This window comes from Streptomyces sp. NPDC002958 (assembly GCF_055563255.1).
In genome coordinates this window covers 30,904-50,496 of the sequence record NZ_JBVHDS010000033.1, presented here as the reverse complement: position 1 = coordinate 50,496, position 19,593 = coordinate 30,904, and the positions used below count along the sequence as shown (strand labels likewise).

At 67.8% G+C, this 19,593-nt stretch carries 15 protein-coding genes and 5 pseudogenes; 14 read left to right on the top strand and 6 right to left on the bottom strand.

What is annotated here, in order from left to right:
- Positions 1-232: 232 nt before the first annotated feature.
- Positions 233-574 (bottom strand): metal-sensitive transcriptional regulator, encoded by a 342-nt coding sequence (locus tag ACZ3IC_RS31550; RefSeq protein ID WP_467421834.1) that lies wholly within the window; start codon positions 572-574, stop codon positions 233-235.
- Positions 571-3,375, bottom strand: a complete 2,805-nt coding sequence (locus ACZ3IC_RS31545) for a heavy metal translocating P-type ATPase (protein WP_467421832.1) — start codon at positions 3,373-3,375, stop codon at positions 571-573. The genes ACZ3IC_RS31550 and ACZ3IC_RS31545 overlap by 4 nt, the downstream gene beginning before the upstream one ends.
- Positions 3,376-3,579: 204 nt before the next feature.
- On the opposite strand from ACZ3IC_RS31545, the gene ACZ3IC_RS31540 reads away from it, so the two are divergent.
- From ACZ3IC_RS31540 to ACZ3IC_RS31525, 4 genes and pseudogenes are all read left to right on the top strand, one after another.
- Positions 3,580-3,849, top strand: a complete 270-nt coding sequence (locus tag ACZ3IC_RS31540) for an SHOCT domain-containing protein (protein ID WP_467421841.1) — start codon at positions 3,580-3,582, stop codon at positions 3,847-3,849.
- Positions 3,850-3,920: 71 nt separating this feature from the next.
- Positions 3,921-4,190 (top strand): YgaP family membrane protein, encoded by a 270-nt coding sequence (locus ACZ3IC_RS31535; RefSeq protein WP_467421829.1) that lies wholly within the window; start codon positions 3,921-3,923, stop codon positions 4,188-4,190.
- Complete coding sequence (locus ACZ3IC_RS31530; RefSeq protein ID WP_467421827.1) at positions 4,187-4,408, top strand: hypothetical protein; 222 nt, start codon at positions 4,187-4,189, stop codon at positions 4,406-4,408. Before ACZ3IC_RS31535 ends, ACZ3IC_RS31530 begins: the two co-directional genes overlap by 4 nt.
- A gap of 57 nt (positions 4,409-4,465) precedes the next feature.
- A pseudogene (locus ACZ3IC_RS31525) lies at positions 4,466-5,648 on the top strand (helicase associated domain-containing protein); the annotation flags it as partial.
- Positions 5,649-5,817: 169 nt separating this feature from the next.
- On the opposite strand, the gene ACZ3IC_RS31520 reads toward ACZ3IC_RS31525, so the two are convergent.
- Positions 5,818-6,537 carry a hypothetical protein gene (locus ACZ3IC_RS31520; RefSeq protein ID WP_467421825.1) on the bottom strand — a complete coding sequence of 240 codons (720 nt, stop codon included), beginning with the start codon at positions 6,535-6,537 and terminating at the stop codon, positions 5,818-5,820.
- Positions 6,538-6,550: 13 nt separating this feature from the next.
- Positions 6,551-6,850: a hypothetical protein gene (locus ACZ3IC_RS31515; RefSeq protein ID WP_467421823.1), complete on the bottom strand. Its 300-nt coding sequence runs from the start codon at positions 6,848-6,850 to the stop codon at positions 6,551-6,553.
- Between the two features lie 1,146 nt (positions 6,851-7,996).
- Between ACZ3IC_RS31515 and ACZ3IC_RS31510 the strand changes: the two are divergent.
- The 6 genes and pseudogenes from ACZ3IC_RS31510 to ACZ3IC_RS31485 all read left to right on the top strand — a co-directional run bounded on the left by ACZ3IC_RS31510 (position 7,997) and on the right by ACZ3IC_RS31485 (position 12,421).
- Positions 7,997-9,509, top strand: a pseudogene (locus tag ACZ3IC_RS31510) (transposase).
- Complete coding sequence (locus ACZ3IC_RS31505; protein WP_467421820.1) at positions 9,509-10,285, top strand: AAA family ATPase; 777 nt, start codon at positions 9,509-9,511, stop codon at positions 10,283-10,285. Before ACZ3IC_RS31510 ends, ACZ3IC_RS31505 begins: the two are co-directional and overlap by 1 nt.
- A complete protein-coding gene (locus ACZ3IC_RS31500) occupies positions 10,285-10,878 on the top strand; it encodes a hypothetical protein (RefSeq protein ID WP_467421818.1) in 594 nt (197 codons plus the stop codon). Before ACZ3IC_RS31505 ends, ACZ3IC_RS31500 begins: the two co-directional genes overlap by 1 nt.
- A 122-nt stretch (positions 10,879-11,000) precedes the next feature.
- Positions 11,001-11,324 carry a hypothetical protein gene (locus ACZ3IC_RS31495; RefSeq protein WP_467421815.1) on the top strand — a complete coding sequence of 108 codons (324 nt, stop codon included), beginning with the start codon at positions 11,001-11,003 and terminating at the stop codon, positions 11,322-11,324.
- Positions 11,325-11,768: 444 nt separating this feature from the next.
- Entirely contained in the window at positions 11,769-12,134 is a 366-nt protein-coding gene (locus tag ACZ3IC_RS31490; RefSeq protein WP_467421813.1) for a hypothetical protein, read from the top strand.
- An 11-nt stretch (positions 12,135-12,145) separates the two neighbouring features.
- Positions 12,146-12,421, top strand: a complete 276-nt coding sequence (locus ACZ3IC_RS31485; protein ID WP_467421811.1) for a peptide deformylase — start codon at positions 12,146-12,148, stop codon at positions 12,419-12,421.
- Here the strand turns inward: ACZ3IC_RS31485 and ACZ3IC_RS31480 are convergent.
- Positions 12,418-12,642 carry a hypothetical protein gene (locus tag ACZ3IC_RS31480; protein WP_467421808.1) on the bottom strand — a complete coding sequence of 75 codons (225 nt, stop codon included), beginning with the start codon at positions 12,640-12,642 and terminating at the stop codon, positions 12,418-12,420. The two genes, ACZ3IC_RS31485 and ACZ3IC_RS31480, sit on opposite strands and share 4 nt — an antisense overlap.
- A gap of 432 nt (positions 12,643-13,074) precedes the next feature.
- On the opposite strand from ACZ3IC_RS31480, the pseudogene ACZ3IC_RS31475 reads away from it, so the two are divergent.
- A pseudogene (locus tag ACZ3IC_RS31475) lies at positions 13,075-14,970 on the top strand (DNRLRE domain-containing protein); the annotation flags it as partial.
- Positions 14,971-16,886: 1,916 nt separating this feature from the next.
- Here ACZ3IC_RS31475 and ACZ3IC_RS31470 read toward each other — a convergent pair.
- Positions 16,887-17,306, bottom strand: coding sequence for a hypothetical protein (locus ACZ3IC_RS31470; protein ID WP_467421806.1), 420 nt, complete (start codon positions 17,304-17,306; stop codon positions 16,887-16,889).
- A gap of 568 nt (positions 17,307-17,874) precedes the next feature.
- Between ACZ3IC_RS31470 and ACZ3IC_RS31465 the strand changes: the two genes are divergently transcribed.
- The 3 genes and pseudogenes from ACZ3IC_RS31465 to ACZ3IC_RS31455 form a co-directional block, all read left to right on the top strand.
- Positions 17,875-18,594 carry an IS6 family transposase gene (locus tag ACZ3IC_RS31465; protein WP_467421804.1) on the top strand — a complete coding sequence of 240 codons (720 nt, stop codon included), beginning with the start codon at positions 17,875-17,877 and terminating at the stop codon, positions 18,592-18,594.
- A gap of 74 nt (positions 18,595-18,668) precedes the next feature.
- Positions 18,669-19,229 (top strand): annotated as a pseudogene (locus ACZ3IC_RS31460) (IS6 family transposase); the annotation flags it as partial.
- Positions 19,230-19,305: 76 nt separating this feature from the next.
- Positions 19,306-19,518: pseudogene (locus tag ACZ3IC_RS31455) on the top strand (IS6 family transposase); the annotation flags it as partial.
- Between the last annotated feature and the right edge of the window lie 75 nt (positions 19,519-19,593).

Below are 19,593 nucleotides of genomic sequence, written 5' to 3'. Positions count from 1 at the left end.
CGAGATACGCGCGGACCTCCACCTCGGACTGCTCCAACTCGCCTGCAGCATCATCTGCTTGAGACGACTCCGGACCTCATTCTGAAACGATCAGTAATTGAATTGCCTGGGTGTTCGTGGCCAGGGACCGATGGTGAGGTCACCATGTGACGTCCAGCTCGGTGTGCTTATCGGCCGTGCAGAACCCGCGGCCGGTTCCGATGTCGCTTCGTGTTCCGTGAGAGCGGGGCGGTCACAGGCGCAATACCCGGCGCAGGGCGAGGGCGAGTTCGTCGAGCTTGGCCTCGCCCTTTGCAGGCTCCGATCGTGCGGCATCGGTCACGCAGTGCCGCACGTGGTCGTCGAGCAGGCCGAGCGCGACTTCCTGCAGGGCGTGGGTGACGGCGCTGATCTGGGTGAGGACGTCGATGCAGTACCGGTCGTCGGCGACCATGCGGGTCACCCCGCGCACCTGGCCCTCGACCTTGCGCAGCCGGGCCAGGTGGTCGCCCTTGTGGTCGGCGTAACCGGGCGGAGCCGTGCTCGAAGTCGATGCCGGGTCCGGGGTGTTTGTGTGGTCGGGGAGGGTGGTCACCTGTTCTCCCCTCCTTCCTGAGTCCCGCCTGTGGCCGGTGCCAGGTAGTGGTCCGGGGCAGCGTCGAAGGTGGCTGCGCACTGCGTGGAGCAGAAGTAGTAGCTGCCGCTGCGGGTGTCGCGTCGTTCGGCGGCGGTGACTGGGGAAAGGTGCATGCCGCACACCGGGTCCACCGCCGTTGCCTCGGCGCCTGGGTGTTGTTTCTCCCCGGCTCTGGACGCAGGCGAGTGGTGCGGTTCCTGTCCGTCACCTGCTGCCGCGGGGTGGGTCCGGGCAAGGTCGGCAGCGGTGTGAACCTCGGGTTCGACGGGTTCCGTCGTGGCGGGTGGCAGCGGGCTGGTACGCCAGTGGCGCAGGCGGGACGCGTTGGTGACGACCGAGAGGGAGCTGAGCGCCATCGCGGCGGCGGCGATGATGGGGCTGAGGCGGATGCCCCACAGCGGGTAGAGGGCTCCGGCGGCGACGGGGAGGCCGATGGCGTTGTAGACCAGGGCGAAGAAGAGGTTCTGCCGGATGTTGCGCATGGTGGCGCGGGAGAGCTGGATGGCGGTGACGACGCCGGTCAGGGAGCCGGAGATGAGGGTGATGTCGGCGGCCTCGATGGCGACGTCGGTGCCGGTGCCGATGGCCAGTCCCACGTCAGCGGCGGCCAGCGCGGGGGCGTCGTTGATGCCGTCTCCGACCATGCCCACCTTGCGGCCCTCGCCCTGCAGGCGGCGGATCTCATCGGCCTTGTGCTCGGGCAGCACCTCGGCCAGCACGCGGCGCACGCCGACCCGGGCGGCGATGGCTGCGGCGGTGCGGGCGTTGTCGCCGGTGATGACGACCGTCCCGATGCCGAGCCGGTGCAGGGCGGCGATGGCCTGAGCAGAGTCGTCCTTGACGGTGTCGGCAACAGCGAGCACACCGGCGGGCCGTCCGTCGACCGCGGCAAGCACCGGGGTCTTGCCCTCGGCCGAGAAGCCGTCCGCGACCGGGTTGAGCGCACCGGTGTCGATGCCGACATCGCCGAGCAGGCGGGCGGTGCCGACCAGGACCATGTGGCCGTCCACGGTGGCCTGTACGCCCTTGCCGGTGACTGAGTCGAAGCCGCTCGCTGCAAGCCAGGTCAGGCCGCGGTCGCGGGCCCCGGTGACGATGGCCGCCGCGAGCGGGTGTTCGCTGTCGGTCTCCGCCGCGGCCACCAGGGCCAGCAGCTCGCTTTCCTGGAAGCCGTCGGCGGCGCGTATATCGGTGAGGACGGGCTTGCCTGCAGTGACGGTGCCGGTCTTGTCCAGGACGATGGTGTCCAGCTTGTGGGCCGTCTCCAACGCCTCGGCGGAGCGGATGAGGATGCCCGCCTGAGCGCCCTTGCCGGTGCCGACCATGACCGACAGCGGGGTGGCCAGACCCAGCGCACACGGGCAGGCGATGATCAGCACCGCAACGGCGGAGACCAGCGCGAGGGTCAGGGCCGGTGCGGGTCCGATCGTGTACCAGAGGGCGAAGGTGGCGATGGCGATGGTGATGACGGCGGGCACGAAGCAGGCGGAGACCGCGTCAGCGAGTCGCTGGATGGGGGCCTTGGACGCCTGGGCCTGCTGAACCATGCGGATGATCTGCGCGAGCATCGTGTCGGCCCCGACCTTGCTCGCCCGGACCCGGAGCGACCCGGTGCCGTTGACGGTGGCGCCGATGACCGTGTCCCCGGCCCGCTTGGTGGCCGGCATCGGCTCACCGGTGACCATCGACTCGTCCAGTGCCGAGGATCCGGACAGCACCACGGCGTCGACCGGCACCTTCTCCCCGGGCCGGATCACCACCTCGTCGCCGACCGTGACATCCTCCACCGGGATCTCGGTCTCGGCCCCGTCGCGCACGACGCGGGCGGTGCGGGCCTGCAGGCCCAGCAGGGCGCGGATGGCCTCCCCGGTGCCGGCCTTGGCGCGGGCCTCCAGCAACCTGCCGAGCAGGATCAGGGTGAGGATCACCCCGACCGCCTCGAAATACACCTCCCGTACGTCCTGCGGGAGCAGGCCTGGGGCGAGGGTGACCAGCAGGCTGTAGCCGTAGGCGGCCGTGGTGCCCAGCGTGATCAGGGAGTTCATGTCCGCGCCGCGGTGCTTGAGGGTCAGCCAGCCGGTCGAGTGGATCGGCCAGCCGGTGTAGAACATGACCGGTGTGATCAGTGCCAGTTGCATCCAGTGGTTGAGCATCCAGCCGGGGACCCAGTCGGCGCCGAAGAGCTCACGGGCCATCACGGCGAAGAGCACCGGCAGCGTGAGCACCGCGCCGACGGCGACCCGGCGGGTCAGGTCGTCGATCTCCGCCCTCCGCTCGGCGGCCTCCGCCGCTTCCGCCTCGGCTCCGGTCCCCCCGCCCCTCGCAGGCTCCGCAGCGGTGGCAGCGCCACCGTCGGGGGTGACCTCCGTGGAACTGGGGCCGTCCGCCGGTTCGACGATCAGCGTGCCGTGGATCATGTTCATCCCGCAGGCGAAGCCGAAGGAACCCACGTCGGACGGGCGAAGACGCACGGTGGTGCGTGCGTAAGCCGGCAGCCCGGCGCTGACCCGCAGGTCGGGGAAGACGACCCGGGAGGTGCACTCCCCGCTCTCCTGCCGGTCGAAGACCACCTCCACCGGCACGCCCTGACGGACCCGGATGACGCTAGGGCTGTAACCGCCGCGCACGGTCACCTCAACCCGCTGCACTCCGCCCTCCAACCGCGCGGTGCGGGCCCGGCGCGGACCGAAGAAGAACCAGCCCAGCCCGGCCATCAGCACGGCGGCAAAGACCACCACGACGACATCGGCGACACCCATGGCAGATCGTCCTCCCTGCGTGTTCGCTCCCCTCCATCCTCGCGCGCGGCTACCCGTACCAGGTAGGGGCTGCGCGGCCCAACGGCCGGGACCAGTGGACCCTGCACCCCGCGACCGACAGCGCGTGACCATGGCAGTAACGCAACAACCGAGCCGGACAGCGGCCCGCACCCGCCGTCCGGGTGACTGGAGACGTAATTCGTGATGATGTTCTGGTTCGACCACGGTGTCGGCGGCTGGGGCTGGTTCGCGATGTCGGCCAGCATGATCCTTTTCTGGGCGCTGATCATCACCGCCGCCGTCCTGCTCTTCCGCGCCCTGGGCCGCACCAGCGAGCACACCCACAGCCCGGCCAGGCCCTCGCCCGAGCAGCTGCTCGCCGAGCGGTTCGCCCGCGGCGAGATCGACGAGGACGAATACCAGCGGCGACTGACCGCGCTGCGCGCCTCCCCGCCCTCCACGAAACAGGGATGACGCACCAGCCCAGCGCGTGACCAGACCAACAGCAAGGCGCCGTGATCGCTCTCGCCGAGGAGGAATCCGCCATGACCATCCGTCCCACCGCGGTGCACCCGCCTCGCTGGCGCAGCATCAACATCACCCCCGCCGAACGCGTCGGCCGTGTCGCCGTCGGCCTCGCCGGGATCATCGTCGGCCTCGTCCTGATCGCCAGCGCGGGATCGGTCCTCGCCGTCGTCCTGGAGGTGCTGCTCATCGTCGCCGGACTCGACCTCCTGGTCACCGGCGCGCTCGGCCACTGCCCGCTGTACGCCAAGCTCGGCCACGTACCCAAGTCCCTACGGAGCCCGCGATGAGCGCCCACGACCCACATCACCACGCCCCGGACCCGTCCCAGTCCCCCGACCCGCAGCAAGGCGGCCACCACAGTGGCCACGGCTGGATGATGATCGCCTGCTGCATCCCGATGATCGCCATCGTCCTCGTCGCCACCAGAATCGTCAGCATCGGCTTCATCTTCGTCGCGATCGCCTGCATCGTGATGATGCGCGGAATGAGCAGCGGCGACCACTGACGGCCCGGAGTCCACGATGACCACGCTGATCGGCGCGCTGCTCCTGGTCGGATGGGTGTAGCGGTGCTCCAGGGCCTGCGCTCGCACGATGAGCGCCTGGTCGAGCAGCTCGCCTCCCGCGCGCTCACCAGTGGGCAGCGCAAGGTCCACGTCCGACGCGATGAGGACGGGCGGATCGTCGGGGCCGGCGGCGAGGGTGACGGCGAGGACCAGGAGGACGACGACACGCAGGCCGCCGCCGAGGCAGCGCTGCTGCATTTCTCCAGCCCGCGCGACGCAGCGACGATCGCGGCGTTCCTGCGGACGCGGGTCTACCGGCCGGAGTCGCTGGTGTGGCTGGAGGGCTACCAGGCTCTGCTGCGGTGGCGGGCGGAGAACGAGATCACCGGCCTGTACGCCGTGCCGTACGACACCGAGACCGAGGTCGGCGTCACGAAGGACTTCCCCCTCGGGCGGTGGGTGCACCAGCAGTGCAAAGCCCTACGGGCCGGGGAACTCGAGCCGCGCCGCAAGACCCTGCTGGACGCCCCGGAGGCCGGGATGGTCTGGGAACCGGGCGAGGAAGCCTGGGAGAACAAACTCGCCGCGCTCCGGTCCTACCGGCGGGCCACCGGACACCTCACCCCGAGGCGAGGGCGAGGCAATGGTGCCCATCGGACAGCACATGGCCAACCTCCGCCGCAAGGGCGGCCTCGGGAAGGACCCGGAGCGGGCCGCCGTGCGCGCCAAGCAGCTGGCGGCGATCGACCCCGACTGGGACTGCCCCTGGCCCCTGGACTGGCAGCGGCATTACCGCGTCCTCGCCGACCTGGCCGACGCCGACGGCGTTCTGCCCTACATCGCGCCGGGCGTCGTCTTCGAGGGCGACGACCTGGGCAAGTGGCTCGCGCGGCAGCGGGAGGCGCGCACCTGGGCGCAGCTGTCGACGGAGCAGCAGGAACGGCTGTCCGCGATGGGCGTGCAGCCCACCCAGGCGCCGTCCCCCGCCCCGGCGGCCACCAGCGCGCCGAATGGGCCGAGCAAGGCGTTCCAGCGCGGCCTGACAGCCCTCGCGCAATACGTCGCACGGGAGGAAACTCACGTCGTGGCGCGGTCTCACGTTGAGCGGATCGTCATCGAAGACCAAGAGCACGAGCTGAAGCTGGGCGTCTGGTACGCCAACCAGAAGCAGCGACGGGACAAGCTCACCGACCCGCAGCGCGCCGCCCTCACCGAACTCGGAGTCGAGTGGGCGGCGTAGACAATTCACATCGTACTTCTGCTACCAGCGCAGCGCCGCCCGCCTTCACCGCAGAGGCCTCCGAGGTCTGATGGCCTCGGAGGCTTTGCACGTCGCCACGTCAGACTACCGCTCGCGCACGGTCCAACCGAGGTTGGATGTTGCGTCGGGCAACATCCGTGGCGGCGATTCAGGCGGCAATGCGGAGCAGGGACGGGGACTGGGACGTGCCTTCGTGAATGACGTGGAGCTGGGTGAGCAGCTTGTCGTGGGCCTGGGTCCAGGTCTTGAAGTTTTTCACGCTGAGCAAGGGGGTGTTGAGGAAGGCTCGTAGTGCTGCGGCAAGCCACAGATCGTGGTCGCTGGGGGCGGTCACGTAGCAGGCTTTCAGGAAGGCGAGGGCCTGCTGGGGGTCGACGGGCAGGGTGCTGCCGTTGATGATGCGGCGGGTGGTGCTGCTCGGCAGTTCGCCGGGGCCGGCCATCCGCTCCATTTCCCCGGGGGTGGGGCAGCCGGCCCACACGTGCTGGGCGCGCAGTGCCCGGCTGAAGTCCGCCGCATCCCAGATGAGGGTCGGATCGGGTGCCTTATGAATGTAGTACGGCGCCCGGGTGGCTCGACGCGCGCGGATCCACAGTTCCAGGGCACGCGCCAAAGGCGCCTTGACGCTCTCGATGAACTCTTCCTCCTTGGTGGTGGTCACCTCGACGAAAGTTGCGACGGTGCCCCAGAGCGGAACCGTGACGCCTGAGGTGGCACGGCGAAGTGTCGCCTTCGACGGTGTGCCGTTCGCGCGGTCGGCAATCTGCTCGTGGGTCAAGTTGACGGCCTTCTTACGGGCACGCAAAAAGCTCGCCAGCTCCGCGCGTGCCGGGACGGTCCAGTCGATGGCGTTCTCGCGGCGTCCCATGATGGCGGCCACCTCAGTTCCCCGAGGTGAAGTAGGCCCGCACGAGGCGGTTAACCCGGCCGGCGCGGCGGCCTCCGGTCACCACGAGCAGGACAACCGCGCCACCGCTGCTGGAAGCGCCCGCGAGGAGGAACAGGGCATCGCTGGCAGCCATACCGCGCTGGGTGAGGACCGCCGCGGTGGCAATGCACATGGTGATCACAAAGGCATGCGGCATGCCGAAGCGGCCGTTCGTGGGATGGGTGGTCTCGCTGCCGGACGACGCAAACTCGGTGGCTGCGGCGCTTGCCGCGGCGGAGGGCTTGACGCCCATAGAAATCTCCCTAACCACCGTCCGGCGACCGCGAGATCGCCGGACGGTGCTACTTGGCTCCAACCGATGGGTCCAGCCGTGCGATCAGCGGGAGTTGGCGCTCCCTACGCACGGATGGACTGCTGGGCCCAGCTTCCCAGCCGCTAACGCACAAGTGACACTCGGTCAAACCCTTGGCTCACCAACACGCCAACATGGCATCGCCGAAACTCAAGTCGCACATGCCCCACATCCACACCCACACGAACTACGACACAGCTCGAAGATATCGACGATCACCCCAGGTCAGAGCGCTGCACCCGCTCTTACCATGTGCTGGTAGAACGTTGCGGGGCGGAAAAGTCGACTTAGCCCGATGACAGACGGCTAACGTCGCAGGTGAGAGCGCTGTAATCGCTCTCACCACGTGTTCCCCGGCGGCCTATCGGTAAGAAATAGGAAGAATCGGCCCGTTCTCTACTCACTCACCGATATCGGAACCTCTGCGCTGACCTGGGTTGATTCAATTTCACGCCGCTTCAACTCTTCGTGATCACCATCGGCAGTCCAGACTCTTCATCACAGACCGACGGACTGCTCATACAGATCGTCAGGTCAACCCTGATTGCTACTGGGCTCCAACCTGTGCGCACAGGGATATGGGCAGGCGTTGGCGCGCCTTCCCACGTGAAGCCGATCGCGTGCCTTCCCAGGCAGGCGTCGGCTTCACCTGCATTGCGTACTTCGCGGCCGCTCGCACTAACGTGCCGCCGTACAGCGTCAGTAGCCGCGACGGCTCCCAGGATCATCGTGCCGGTCTTCCTGAAGCCGGGCGAGGACCCGACCGGCATGGGGTCGCCAGCGCGAGCTTCAAGCCGCTCGTGGCCGTGCTCCAGTGGCTGCGCTCGCACGATGAGCGCATGGTCGAGCAGCTCGTCTACCGCGTCCTGCGTGGAGGAGGCTTTATCGGATGGTGGCGACTGCTGTCAGTCGTATGCCGATACCGGTCAGCCGAGTGCAGAAGGACTGGGATACCTGAGACCAGGGCGGCAACTCGTGCCGCCCTGATGCTCGTGGGAAGGGGCCGCGATGCCCGGAAGACGTGGCGAGGATCCCTTACACGGTCCGGTGGCCGTGTTCCCGCCGGCGTCGGGGCGGGCGGCGGCGATGCCCCGGCTGATGGACCTCGACAGTCGCGGTGAGTTAACGGCGGCGCATGTGCGTCTGGTGGCGCAGGCGTTGGGGAAGTCGGAGCGGACGGTGTGGCGGTGGCTGGCCGTTGCCCGTGAGGATCATCGCCTCGCCCGGGTGGAGTCGTCCCATTTCACGGTCACGACGGAAGTCCGGCGGCTGCTGGCGCTGTGGGGCGGTAACGCCTCTCGTGTGCACGCCGAGCTGATGCAGCGGGCGGCCGAGGATCCGGAAGCGCCTGCGGTGCCGTCGCTGTCGACGTTGCACCGGGCGATCCGCCGGGACCTGACCCGCGGGGAGCGGGCAGGGCTCAAGAGCGGGGAAGCGGCGCGGCGCGCGCATGACGTGTTCGGGCAGCGCCCGGCCACGCACCGCAACGCGGCGTGGGAGGGCGACCACAAGCACGTGCCCGTCGAGGTCGACGTGGAGGGTGAGCTGGCCACTCCGTGGGTGACCTGGTTCATCGACTGCGCCACCAAGTCGATCACCGGTGTGGCGGTCACCGCGCACGCTCCGAGCAGGGACGCGGTGCTGGCGTCCCTGCGGATCGCGATTACCCGCAGCGAGCCGTTCGGTCCGGTGGGCGGGCTGCCCGGTCAGATCCGGGTCGACCGCGGCAAGGAGTTCCTGTGCGCGACGGTCGCCGCGGCAATGGGTGCGCTCGCCGTTCCCGTGACCGATCTGCCTGCCTACACCCCGCATCTGAAGGGGACGATCGAGGCGTTGAACGACGCGGTGGAGGAGATGTTCCTCGTCTCGCTCCCTCGCTACACCGGCCGCCAGAAACTCACCGGCGGCCGGCTCGCCGACCCCGACGCCCCACCTCTGACGTATGAGGCTTTCGTGGGGCTGCTGCTGGACTGGGTGACCCTGGTGGAACACCCGCCACCGCCCGTCCGCGTTGAACGGGAAGACCCCCCTCCAGGCGTGGCTGGCCGACGCGACGCCGCTCACGGACGTGTCCGCGGGGCAGCTGGCGACGTTCGCTCTGGAGGACGACGGGCGTACGTACACGATCAGTACGTCCGGGGTGCGGTGGCGACGGCGTGACTACCTCGCACCGTGGATGAACGGCCGGACCGGCACCAAAGTCTCGGTACGGCACCTGCCCCACCACGACGACACCATCGAAGTCTTCGACGCCACAACCGGCCGCCACCTTGGTTCGGCATTCCTGGCCGCCGCGGCGAGCCGGGAGCAGATCCGCTCCGTCCAGGCCGCACGCACCGCGGCCGCCCGTCGGCTCAAGGCTGATCTGAAGGCCGCGGAGAAGCTGCGCCGCCGGCGCTTCGAAGCCTCCACCACCGCGACCCCGCCCCGTCCTCTCATCTCCCCGACCTCCGCGCAGGCCGAAGAGGAACTGGGCGCGGCGGCTCAGACGAACCGCCGCGCCCTGGCCCGCCCCGGTCTCGTTCCGCACGGCCCCGCGCCCGATACCTGGGCCCGCCCCAGGCCACCACGTACCACTACCCCTGAGGACCACGGCTGATGATCGCTGATCTGGACTACGGGCTGCTGCCCGACGAGAGCGAAGACCACTTCCTGGGCCTGGAGCAGGCGCAGTTGGTCGGCACCGACACGCTGCTGACCACCCGGGACAACATCGAGGCCGTCATCGAGGCCAAGGCCATGATGTGTGTCTACGGGCCGGCCGGATCCGGTAAGACGATGTCGGTGAATTCAGCACTGCGGCATCTCGCCCCGGACATCACCCACCGTCTGGAGCTGCGGGCCGGACCGACTCCCCGGGACATCCGCCACGGTCTCTTCCAGGCACTGGGGCTGCCGGGTGAGCCGCCGGCCCGCCCGATCGAGTTCGACACCCTCCTCAAGGAGGCGCTCGCCGAGGCATTCCGGGTCCTGGTCTGTGACGAGGCGCAGTGGATGAAGAAGACCGGGTTCGAGTTCTGGCGCCACCTGTGGGACGACAAGCGCACCAACATCGCTGTGATCTTCGCCGGGGGTGACGGCTGCTACAAGGTCCTGCGCCGTGAGCCGATGCTGGCTTCCCGGATCTTCATCTGGCAGGAGTTCACCCGGATGTCCAAGGACGAAGTGAGGGAGACGATTCCCGCCTTCCACCCCGTCTGGGCGGACGTGGACACCGCGCTGATCGACGCGATCGACAAGCAAGCCGCCCACGGCAGCTTCCGCAACTGGGCCAACATCACCACCCACATCCTCTCCGGCATGAAGAAACTGAACCTCGGACACGTCGACGAAGACCTCGTGCGTTGGGTCTACAGCAAAATCGGCGGCATGTAGTGACCATCGGCGGCCCACCACCGGTCACCGTCATCCACGACAAGGACGACCACCCCGCATGGACGGCCGCCGCGCATACCGCACACGAACCCGCCCTGGGTCGTCTGACCGTCGACCCCAGCCCCGCCAACGGAGCACCCGCCGCCCTCGCCCACGGCCTCCTCTATGCCCTGGGCAAACGACTCCCCCAAGACGGAGAAACGTACGGGACATGGGCCGACTCCCAGCGCCCCGCCTGGGACGCCGTCGCCACCTGGATACTCACCCACCACACCGGGCACCTCATCGTCTGCCGCACCGACCGCCTCACCCACACCCGATTCAGACAACTGCTCGCCCTGCGGGAACGGTGCGGTATCCGCCTCACCCTCCTCTGGCACCGACCGGCCGGCCCGGCCTTGCGAACGCTCCTCGAAGAAACCCCGCACCACATCATCGAGACCCTCCCCCAGGCCCGTATCGCTCTTGACCGGACAGACCCCTCACGGACCGGCACGCGAAACGTCGGACAGCAGCGGCACATCGAGCCAACCCCTCCCAGGACGACGGGCAGTGGATCAGCCCTCAGACGCCGCCCGCCGGCATGGTCATAGACCGTCCCGCACGCGCCCGGTGCCAAGGCGCACCCGAGCTCGCCTCCACAACGAGCGGCGCACCGTCCGCGCGAGGGCGTGACCACACACCAGCAGACATTCTCGCCGCACGGCTGACCACGGTGGCACACCCGCTGCACGCGACAGCTCTGACCATCCACGCGGTCACCGGGGCAGACATCAGCCAGCTCGCGCTTATCCGCGGTATCGACATCGACGAAACAGCGACCACCGTCAAAATCCACGACAGCACAGCCCACCGCCGATGCCGGCTCTACCCACTCCCCACCTGGACACGCCGCCTCGTACGCGCCGCCGGCATTCACGGACAGCTCAAGGACCGCGCCCCGGACACCCCGCTATTCCCCCTCATCACAGTCCAGGACGGCGAACAACTCCGCCTCACCGCAACAGGAATCCGCTCCAACCTGAAGCCCGCACCGTAGAAAGCGACACGGCCGCCCCCGCCTCAACTCTCAGCACCCAACCCCCTGCCACCACAGCCCTGACCAACAACAACACACACCGTGCTGTACCGACCGGCAACAAACCGACCCGCACCATCACCAAAAACGTCAGCACCAAATCGGCAACCGTGTCACCACCCGAATCCACTCACCGCGACCATCTGAACAGCACAGACACCGCAGCTACCGCACTGACATCACCATGCCGAACCACCACCGCCAAAAAATCGCAGATCATCACCGTGCCGATCGGTGCCGGCCGTCTCGCACGGTGCGGGATCGGGACAGCTGCGATATGCCGCTTCTGGAGAGCCCACTCATAGAACTGGTTGACCAGGGACACCTCCTGGTTCCAGGTGCTGCCTCCCACCCGGGGCGCCCGGACTCATCGCGGCGACGCCACTGCGGCCGGGTGGAAGGCTGGTGCTGGTCGACCTGCATCCCGCCTACCAGACCCTGGCCACCTACGAGCCGCTCGTGGCCGACTGGCCCTACGGCGGAGGAGAGCCCCAGCGTGAGGTCGTAACGGACACATATGCGGACCCGGACCTGCCGATGACCGCACAGGAGGTGGTCCAGTACCCGCACTCGGTGGGCGAGATCGTGACAGCGGCCGCTGGATCGGGATTGATCGTCGACCGGCTCGTCGAGCACACCGAGGCCGAATTCCCCGGACGTCGCATCCTGCCTCAAGGACCCGACGGCACTTGTCGGTTCCCGTTCGGTGACACCTACCTCCCGATCCTCTACTCGCTCCGGGCGAGATCATCCCGAGCGGCCACTGCGTAGCCTTCCGCGGCGTGGTGCCCCGCCCGCGCCGGCTGGAGGTCGAGCACACGGGCTTGGACGGCGTCCGCACCGTCACCGTGTTCACCGACGCCATGGCCCGCCTGGTCTGCCACGAGGTCGACCACCTGTATGGGGCTCTCTACACCGCCCGTATGAGCGAGGGCATCCAGCGATCAGCGTCACCAAGTACAAGGGCACCGGCACCACCTGGACCTACCCCTCCTAACCTGCGGCCTTCCGCATCGGAACCGTCAGTGGCGATAACACGCGCCCCGACGACTCGCTAACGCCACTGACGGTTCGGTTGCTGCTCAAGCCCCGCGCCCGCCGGAGCTCGGGTGCGGTGCACGCCGGCGGACAGCCCGAGCTCGAGGCGCTTGTCCATGTCGAGGCGGAAGGTGCCGTACGGGTTGACGTTGGACCAGAACAGCGCGGTCAGGCCGCGCCGGTCCTCGTCGGTGGCGTGTAGCGCTGCGTGACTTCGCCTGCACCGGGTGGTCGCCCACATCTCTCCTCGGCGTCGAGGGCCCCGGACGCTTGTTTCCAGCCAGAATTCACCACTCGGCACGACGACTTGAGAACCGCCTGAGGCTTTGTCGTCGGTTCGTCCGAGATCCACGGATTGCTCGCGGAATATCTGCGGATCGTCCGCGGAATGTCCGCGAATCGGTGACTGGCGAGTAGCCGCGTACGCCCCTCTTCCTGCGCCAGTGTGTGACTAATCCGATGTTTGAGGCGCCCCACCCCTGCAAGATCAACTTCATCACGGCCTGCACAATCCGAAGCCCTCCGTACGGCCGAAACCGGACTACTGCCCTCCGCTTGGTGTGCATACCGTCATTCGTCTGTGCGCTTCGCACAGACGATCGAATTCCCAAGAGGAAGGCATCACTTCGTGTCTCCTGACACACAGTTCTCCGGGCCAAAACGGGGCAGACGGATGTCCCGTAGGGCGGCGGCAGCAGCGCTGCTGCTGGTCGCCGAGGCCGCTCTCGTCGCCGGCGGTACGGCCGTCGCGGCAACCCCCGAGCCGAAGTCGGCTCCGACGAAGGCCCAGCAGCCGTCCGAGGGCGAGATCCTCGCCTCCGACATGGCCTGGGCCGCCGCACACGCCAATGGCTCCAAGGCGTGGGCGATCCTGGAGGCGAAGAAGACCGGTAAGAAGGTCGTCGTCACCGACGAGACGACCGAGACGACGTACACCGTCGCCAACCCCGACGGCACCCTGACCACGGAGCTCACCTCCGGTCCCGAACGCGTCTGGCGCGGCGGGAAGTGGCAGCAGGTCGACGTCACCTTTGCCCGCGCGGCCGACGGCTCCGTGGGCGCGAAGAACCACCCCAAGGGCCTGCGCCTGGCCGGCAAGGGCGGCACCAAAGCCGCCTCCGTGCGTGCCGCGAAGGACGCCGCGCCCCGCGACCTGGTCACCCTCGGCCAGGGCGATGAAAGCGTGACGCTGCAGTGGAAGGGCGGTCTTCCGGAGCCCGAGCTGGAGGGTACGCGCGCCCGCTACAAGAACGCGGTGCCCGGTGCGGACGTCATCGTGGAGGCGACCCGCACCGGCTTCGAGCAGTTCGTCGAGATCGCGGAGCGGCCGAGTGCCGGCGGCTACTCCTACACCCTCCCGGTCAAGGCCAAGGGCCTGAAGGCCAAGGCCAACAAGGACGGCTCGCTCACCTTCACCGACGCCAAGACCGGTGCCAAGCGCGCCACCATGCCCGCCCCGGTCATGTGGGACTCCGCCGTCGACCAACGCTCCGGCGAGCACACCAACCGCTCCCGCGTCGACATGAAGGTCGTCGACAAGGGCCCAGGGGAGGTCGACCTGGTCATCACCCCCTCGGCGAAGTTCCTCGCCGACCCGCAGACGAAGTTCCCGGTCACCGTCGACCCGTCCACCTCCGCCTTGGCGAACACCTTCGACACCTACGTGCAGCAGGGCGAGACCGTCGACTGGTCCACCGATGTCGAACTCGACCTCGGCAACCCGGGAACGAAGAACGCCGACGGCACCCCGCGCACGGCGCGCTCCTTCATCACGTGGAACACCACGCCGATCCAGGACGCGCTGATCGTCGACACCAACCTGGCGCTGTGGAACTTCCACTCTGGCAACACCGACTGCAGCGCCCAGTCCTGGACCGTCTGGGACACCAGCGCCCCGTCCACGTCCTCGCGGTGGACGTCGCAGCCCACCTGGAAGCAGGAGTACCACTCCTCCACGCAGACCAAGGGCAACCCGGACTGCGCCGCTACGCAGCCGGACGGCTGGATCAACGCCGACGTCGACACGCTCGTCCAGTCCTGGGCGTCTGCCAAGGCAACCAGCGGCCACATGGGTCTGCGCGCCGCCACCGACGACACCAAGGCGTGGAAGCGGGTCAACTCCGCGAACAACGCGGCCAACCAGCCCAAGCTGTCCGTCACCTACAACTACCGCCCCTCCGACGGCACCAACCGGCAGGCCGGCACGCCGTTCAAGTCGTACGCGGGCGTGTGGGCGGTCAACACCACCACTCCGACTCTGCGGGACACCGTCACCGACCCGGACGGCGACAAGGTCAACGTCACCTTCCAGGTCTACGACGCCGCCACGAACGCCCCGATCACCACACCGGCCGGCGAGGGCCTGATCGTCTCGGACTTCGTCGACTCCGGGAAGCCCGCCTCCGTCATCGTTCCGGCAGGCCAGCTCCAGGACGGCAAGACCTACAAGTTCCGCACCAACGCCTACGACGGCACCCACTACAACCTCAGCTGGTCCCCCTGGACCCAGTTCGTCGTCGACACCACCGCCCCCGGCGAGCCCGAGGCGATCTCCTCAGCGACGTATCCGGAGAACTGGGGTGGCGGCGGCGCTGGCATCGAGGGTGTCTTCGACGTCACCACCGGCGCCTCGGATGCCAATGAGGTCCAGTACCGCCTCGACCCGTACGAGGACGACGCGGCCGACTACGGCTGGCAATCGGTGCCCGCCACCACCGGGACGGCGAGGGATGCCACGTACACCTTGACCCCGGCGGCAGACGGCAACCACGCAGTGCAGACCCGCACGGTCGACCGGGCAGGCAATGTGGGGCCGATCAAGGACTATGGATTCACCTCCGGGACCCGGGACTACAACCGCAAGCAGAAAATCGACATTGCGATCCCGAAACTGGATCCGAACGCCGCACCGCCGGTCCAGACCGACACACCGCAGGCGCCGCCGAAATCCGGCTCCGATGCTTCCGGCTGGAAGGGCTGGGAGCCCCGCACCTTCGCCAAGGGCGGCACGAAGGTCACCGTCACGCCCAAGATGGAACGGTCCCTGGAGGGCACCCGTAAGGCGGCTCAGGCCATGCGCACCAGGGCGCCGTCCTACCCCGACCCGATCATCAAGGACTCATGGTGCCAGCCATCGCTGTACGGTGACGCACAGAAGTCGCTGATCACCCGTAACGAGGCGTGCCTGTTCTACGACATGAGCTACCAGGTGACGTACACCTACCTGGGGCTCCCGGTCGCCACATACCGCGCTGACTTCGAGTTCGCCTTCCAGGTCAAAACCGACCCGAAGACGGCTGAGATCAAAACCTGGATCGAGATCAACCCGGTCTATAACGACTTCCCGCCGGACGATCGGGCCGTGCTGCTCGGTGACGGCGGCGAGGACGCCTTCATCGACTCCATGTGCTACAGCGACGGTTGTGAAGGCGGATCGGGAGCGAAGAACTTCGACTTCTTCAATGACCTGAGCTGGAAGGGCGGCGGTGAGCACGATCCGACAGACGGGCACATGGCCACCGGCACCGCCGACCACAAGTGGAATGGCAGCGTCAATAGCGCCGGGGGTGCACGCGACATCGATCTATCGAAGAAGCTCCCGGTGTGGTTCGTGGGCCACTTCGTCACCGAGTCGGGCCCGCCGGACGGCAAGGGCGACAAGGACCAGGACAGCGGACCGTGGCGGTCCCCCGCCATCGATGTGCGGTGCGACAAGGTCGCGGCGAACGGTGCGGATGCCGGCTGTGTACTGCCGCAGTACTTCCCCGAGTACAAGTTCAACACCGCCAAGTACCCGTCGGCTGCGGCGCATGCCTGGCTGATCCAGAACAAGTCGAAGGTCAAGGGGAGCGGTAAGACCCGCTCTGATGCGCTGCAGTACCTTCCGAAGAAGGAGCGCAACGAGTCGTTGTATGAGCGAAAAGACAACCGAGACAAGGTGATGTGCCCCAAGTCGCGCTCCAAGCGGACCGACGGCTGGGTCCCGAACAAGCCGTTCCTCAAGCACCCGTGGACGGCTCTGCACCCGGAGATCACCGAAGGGGCCTCCGAGTCGGTGTCCTGTGACGAGTTCCCGTTCTCCTCCACCTACCAGTCCCCGGGAGTTCCGGCGGCGAACGAAGGACAGAACCCAGCCGGTGCAAACGGCGGCGGCGAGTGTATCCAGACCGTTGCGGCCAAGACCGACGACGGCAGCGAACACCTTCTGGACGACACTCGATACGACGCACCGACGTTCAACGAGAACTGCGGCCGGTCGTCCATGTCGCTGAAGGTCAACTCCGGTTCGATGAGCCTGGACAACTTCTACGAAGCGTTCCTGAAGAAGTTCCGGATCATCGACAAGGACAGGTACACCCTCGACCCGGGCGATGCCTGGTTCAAGGGCTGCGACACCACCATGGCTGACCTCGTCTGCACGATGGCCAAGCCCTAAGCACTACGCTGGTCGGCACCGAGCCCTGGCCCGGTGCCGACCAGCTGCATTCAGTGAAGCGGCGCCCAGTCTTCGGCGGCATCCGTCAGCCACGAGCTCTGCGGGTCATCCCAGATCAGGCAGCGATAGACGATGCCTGGCACGCCGGACGAGCCCATCAAATCAGCGGGCCCCGCCGTCAGGGTGCGGTGAACGGCCTCCAGGTAGGCGGCGATCGACGGATACCGCGGATCATCGATCCCCTCAGGGAGCTCCCAGGAGCCAACACCGTCAGGGCCTGCGTAGTGGCCGGACTCAGGCCCGGCTTCGTCCCGTGTGAGCCAGGGAACAACCGGTGCGCCCCACCCGCTGCTGCCGCCGAGAAGCACCGCGGACATGGCCTGCTCCGGAGTGAACATGATTCCGCCGGGCAGGAGGGCCCCCGAGCCGACCTCCCCCTCCTCGTCGCCTTCGATCTCCTGGTGCTCCACCCCACCGCAAAGCCGCCACAGCGCCTTCAACTCGGCAGGCAGCCCGTACCCGAGGCGTTGCCTTAGCTGATCATCCGCCGCGGCGATGTCCTCCTCCGGCGCCGGCGGTAGCAGGGAGGCATATGACGTAGGAGCATGTTCCGCCAACCATTGGGTGAGAGCCTCCCATGCCTCAGCAAGGGCTTCGTCCTCATGTCTTCGTATCGGCATTCGCCCACCGTAGCAACGGCTGAAACCCTGAGGCTCAGCACTCCCGACTGACCTCTCTGGGAGAGGAGTTGCACTCCACCAGTCGCTGAGGTCCTCATAGCCCGGTTCGGCGATCCTGAACCGGAACGCCCTCTCTGACAGCCTTGGCTGAGACGCCCGCTTTGCCGGGTTAGGCTGGAAGGGCGAGACAGGAGTACACCCCGGCATGGCCAGCACCACCCCCCGTAGCTCCGGATCGGATCCGGCGCCCCGTCCGAAGCGGCGGACTTTTTCCGCGGAGTACAAGCTGCGGCACTGTCACGTTGGCGGGCGGCGTGGGAGGATCCTCGAAGTTGATCATGCTGGAGGGGGATCGTCCGTGGTGAGCGCGTTGCCGTCGTATAAGGGGCACCGGTACCCGGTCGAGGTCATCTCCCACTGCGTGTGGCTGTACTTCCGCTTTCCGCTCAGCTTCCGTGAGGTGGAGGAGCTGATGCTCCGGCGCGGTGTCACCGTCTCGTACGAGACGGTCCGCCGGTGGTGTGTGAAGTTCGGGCAGGCCTACGCCGACGGGCTGCGCCGCCGACGGCCCCGGCCCGGGGACAAATGGCATCTGGACGAGGTCTTCATCAAGATCAACGGCGAGCGGAAGTACCTGTGGAGGGCCGTCGACCAGGACGGCAACGTGCTCGACATCCTCGTCCAGGGGAAGCGGGACAAGGCCGCGGCCAGGCGCTTCTTCCGCAGGCTGATGAAGAAGACCGGTGCGGTACCGCGGGTGGTCGTCACGGACAAGCTTCGCTCCTACGGTGCAGCTCACCGCGAAATCATGCCCTCCGTCGAGCACCGCTCCCACAAGGGCCTGAACAACCGGGCCGAGAACAGTCACCAGCCCACCAGACAGCGTGAACGCGCGATGAAAGGCTTCCGCTCCGCCGGCGGAGCACAACGCTTCCTGTCCGCGTTCAGCGGCATCTCACCCCACTTCCGACCCCGCCGCCACCTCATGGCCGCACCCGACTACCGCGCCGAAATGACCGTCCGCTTCACCATCTGGGAGCAGATCACCGGCGCCACCGGCCTGCCCACCACACCCTGAGCACACAGCCGGAACCCGACCGCACCACACCCTGTCACGCCGTCAGACACCCACCCAACAACGTGACAGTGCCCTGGTCCGCCAAGTTCGGCCAGGTCTACGCGGACGGACTGCGCCGCCGTCGGCCACGGCCCGGGGACAAGTGGCACCTGGACGAGGTCTTCGTGAAGATCAACGGAGAGCAGAAGTACCTGTGGCGGGCCGTCGACCAGGACGGCAACGTGCTCGACATCCTCCTGCAGAGCCGCCGGGACAAGGCCGCGGCAGGACGCTTCTTCCGCCGCCTGATGAAGAAGACCCGTACGGTGCCGAGGGTGGTCGTCACCGACAAGCTCCGTTCCTACGGCGCGGCGCACCGCGAGGTCATGCCCTCGGTGGAACACCGTTCCCACAAGGGCCTGAACAACCGGGCGGAGAACAGTCATCAGCCCACGCGGCAGCGCGAACGCGCCATGAAGGGATTCCGCTCCGTCGGCGGGGCCCAGCGGTTCCTGTCCGCGTTCAGCGGCATCTCACCCCACTTCCGCCCTCACCGCCACCTGATGACAGCCCCCGACCACCGAGCCGAGATGACCGTCCGCTTCGCGATCTGGGACCAGATCACCCAAGCTGCCGGCCGGCCCACCACGGCCTGACCACAGGCCCGGACCCCGGGCCCCACCAGGCCACGACGCACCGTCAGGCACCTGCAACCCAACAACGTGACAGCACCACCAGCCCACCAGACAGCGTGAACGCGCGATGAAAGGCTTCCGCTCCGCCGGCGGAGCACAACGCTTCCTGTCCGCGTTCAGCGGCATCTCACCCCACTTCCGACCCCGCCGCCACCTCATGGCCGCACCCGACTACCGCGCCGAAATGACCGTCCGCTTCACCATCTGGGAGCAGATCACCGGCGCCACCGGCCTGCCCACCACACCCTGAGCACACAGCCGGAACCCGACCGCACCACACCCTGTCACGCCGTCAGACACCCACCCAACAACGTGACAGTGCCGT

What these genes read in the sequence shown, in the direction of transcription:
- ACZ3IC_RS31545 (WP_467421832.1), bottom strand. Translation starts at nt 3,375, where the DNA reads ATGGGTGTCGCCGATGTCGTCGTGGTGGTCTTTGCCGCCGTGCTGATG.
- ACZ3IC_RS31540 (WP_467421841.1), top strand. Translation starts at nt 3,580, where the DNA reads ATGATGTTCTGGTTCGACCACGGTGTCGGCGGCTGGGGCTGGTTCGCG.
- ACZ3IC_RS31535 (WP_467421829.1), top strand. Translation starts at nt 3,921, where the DNA reads ATGACCATCCGTCCCACCGCGGTGCACCCGCCTCGCTGGCGCAGCATC.
- ACZ3IC_RS31530 (WP_467421827.1), top strand. Translation starts at nt 4,187, where the DNA reads ATGAGCGCCCACGACCCACATCACCACGCCCCGGACCCGTCCCAGTCC.
- ACZ3IC_RS31520 (WP_467421825.1), bottom strand. Translation starts at nt 6,537, where the DNA reads ATGGGACGCCGCGAGAACGCCATCGACTGGACCGTCCCGGCACGCGCG.
- ACZ3IC_RS31515 (WP_467421823.1), bottom strand. Translation starts at nt 6,850, where the DNA reads ATGGGCGTCAAGCCCTCCGCCGCGGCAAGCGCCGCAGCCACCGAGTTT.
- ACZ3IC_RS31505 (WP_467421820.1), top strand. Translation starts at nt 9,509, where the DNA reads ATGATCGCTGATCTGGACTACGGGCTGCTGCCCGACGAGAGCGAAGAC.
- ACZ3IC_RS31480 (WP_467421808.1), bottom strand. Translation starts at nt 12,642, where the DNA reads ATGTGGGCGACCACCCGGTGCAGGCGAAGTCACGCAGCGCTACACGCC.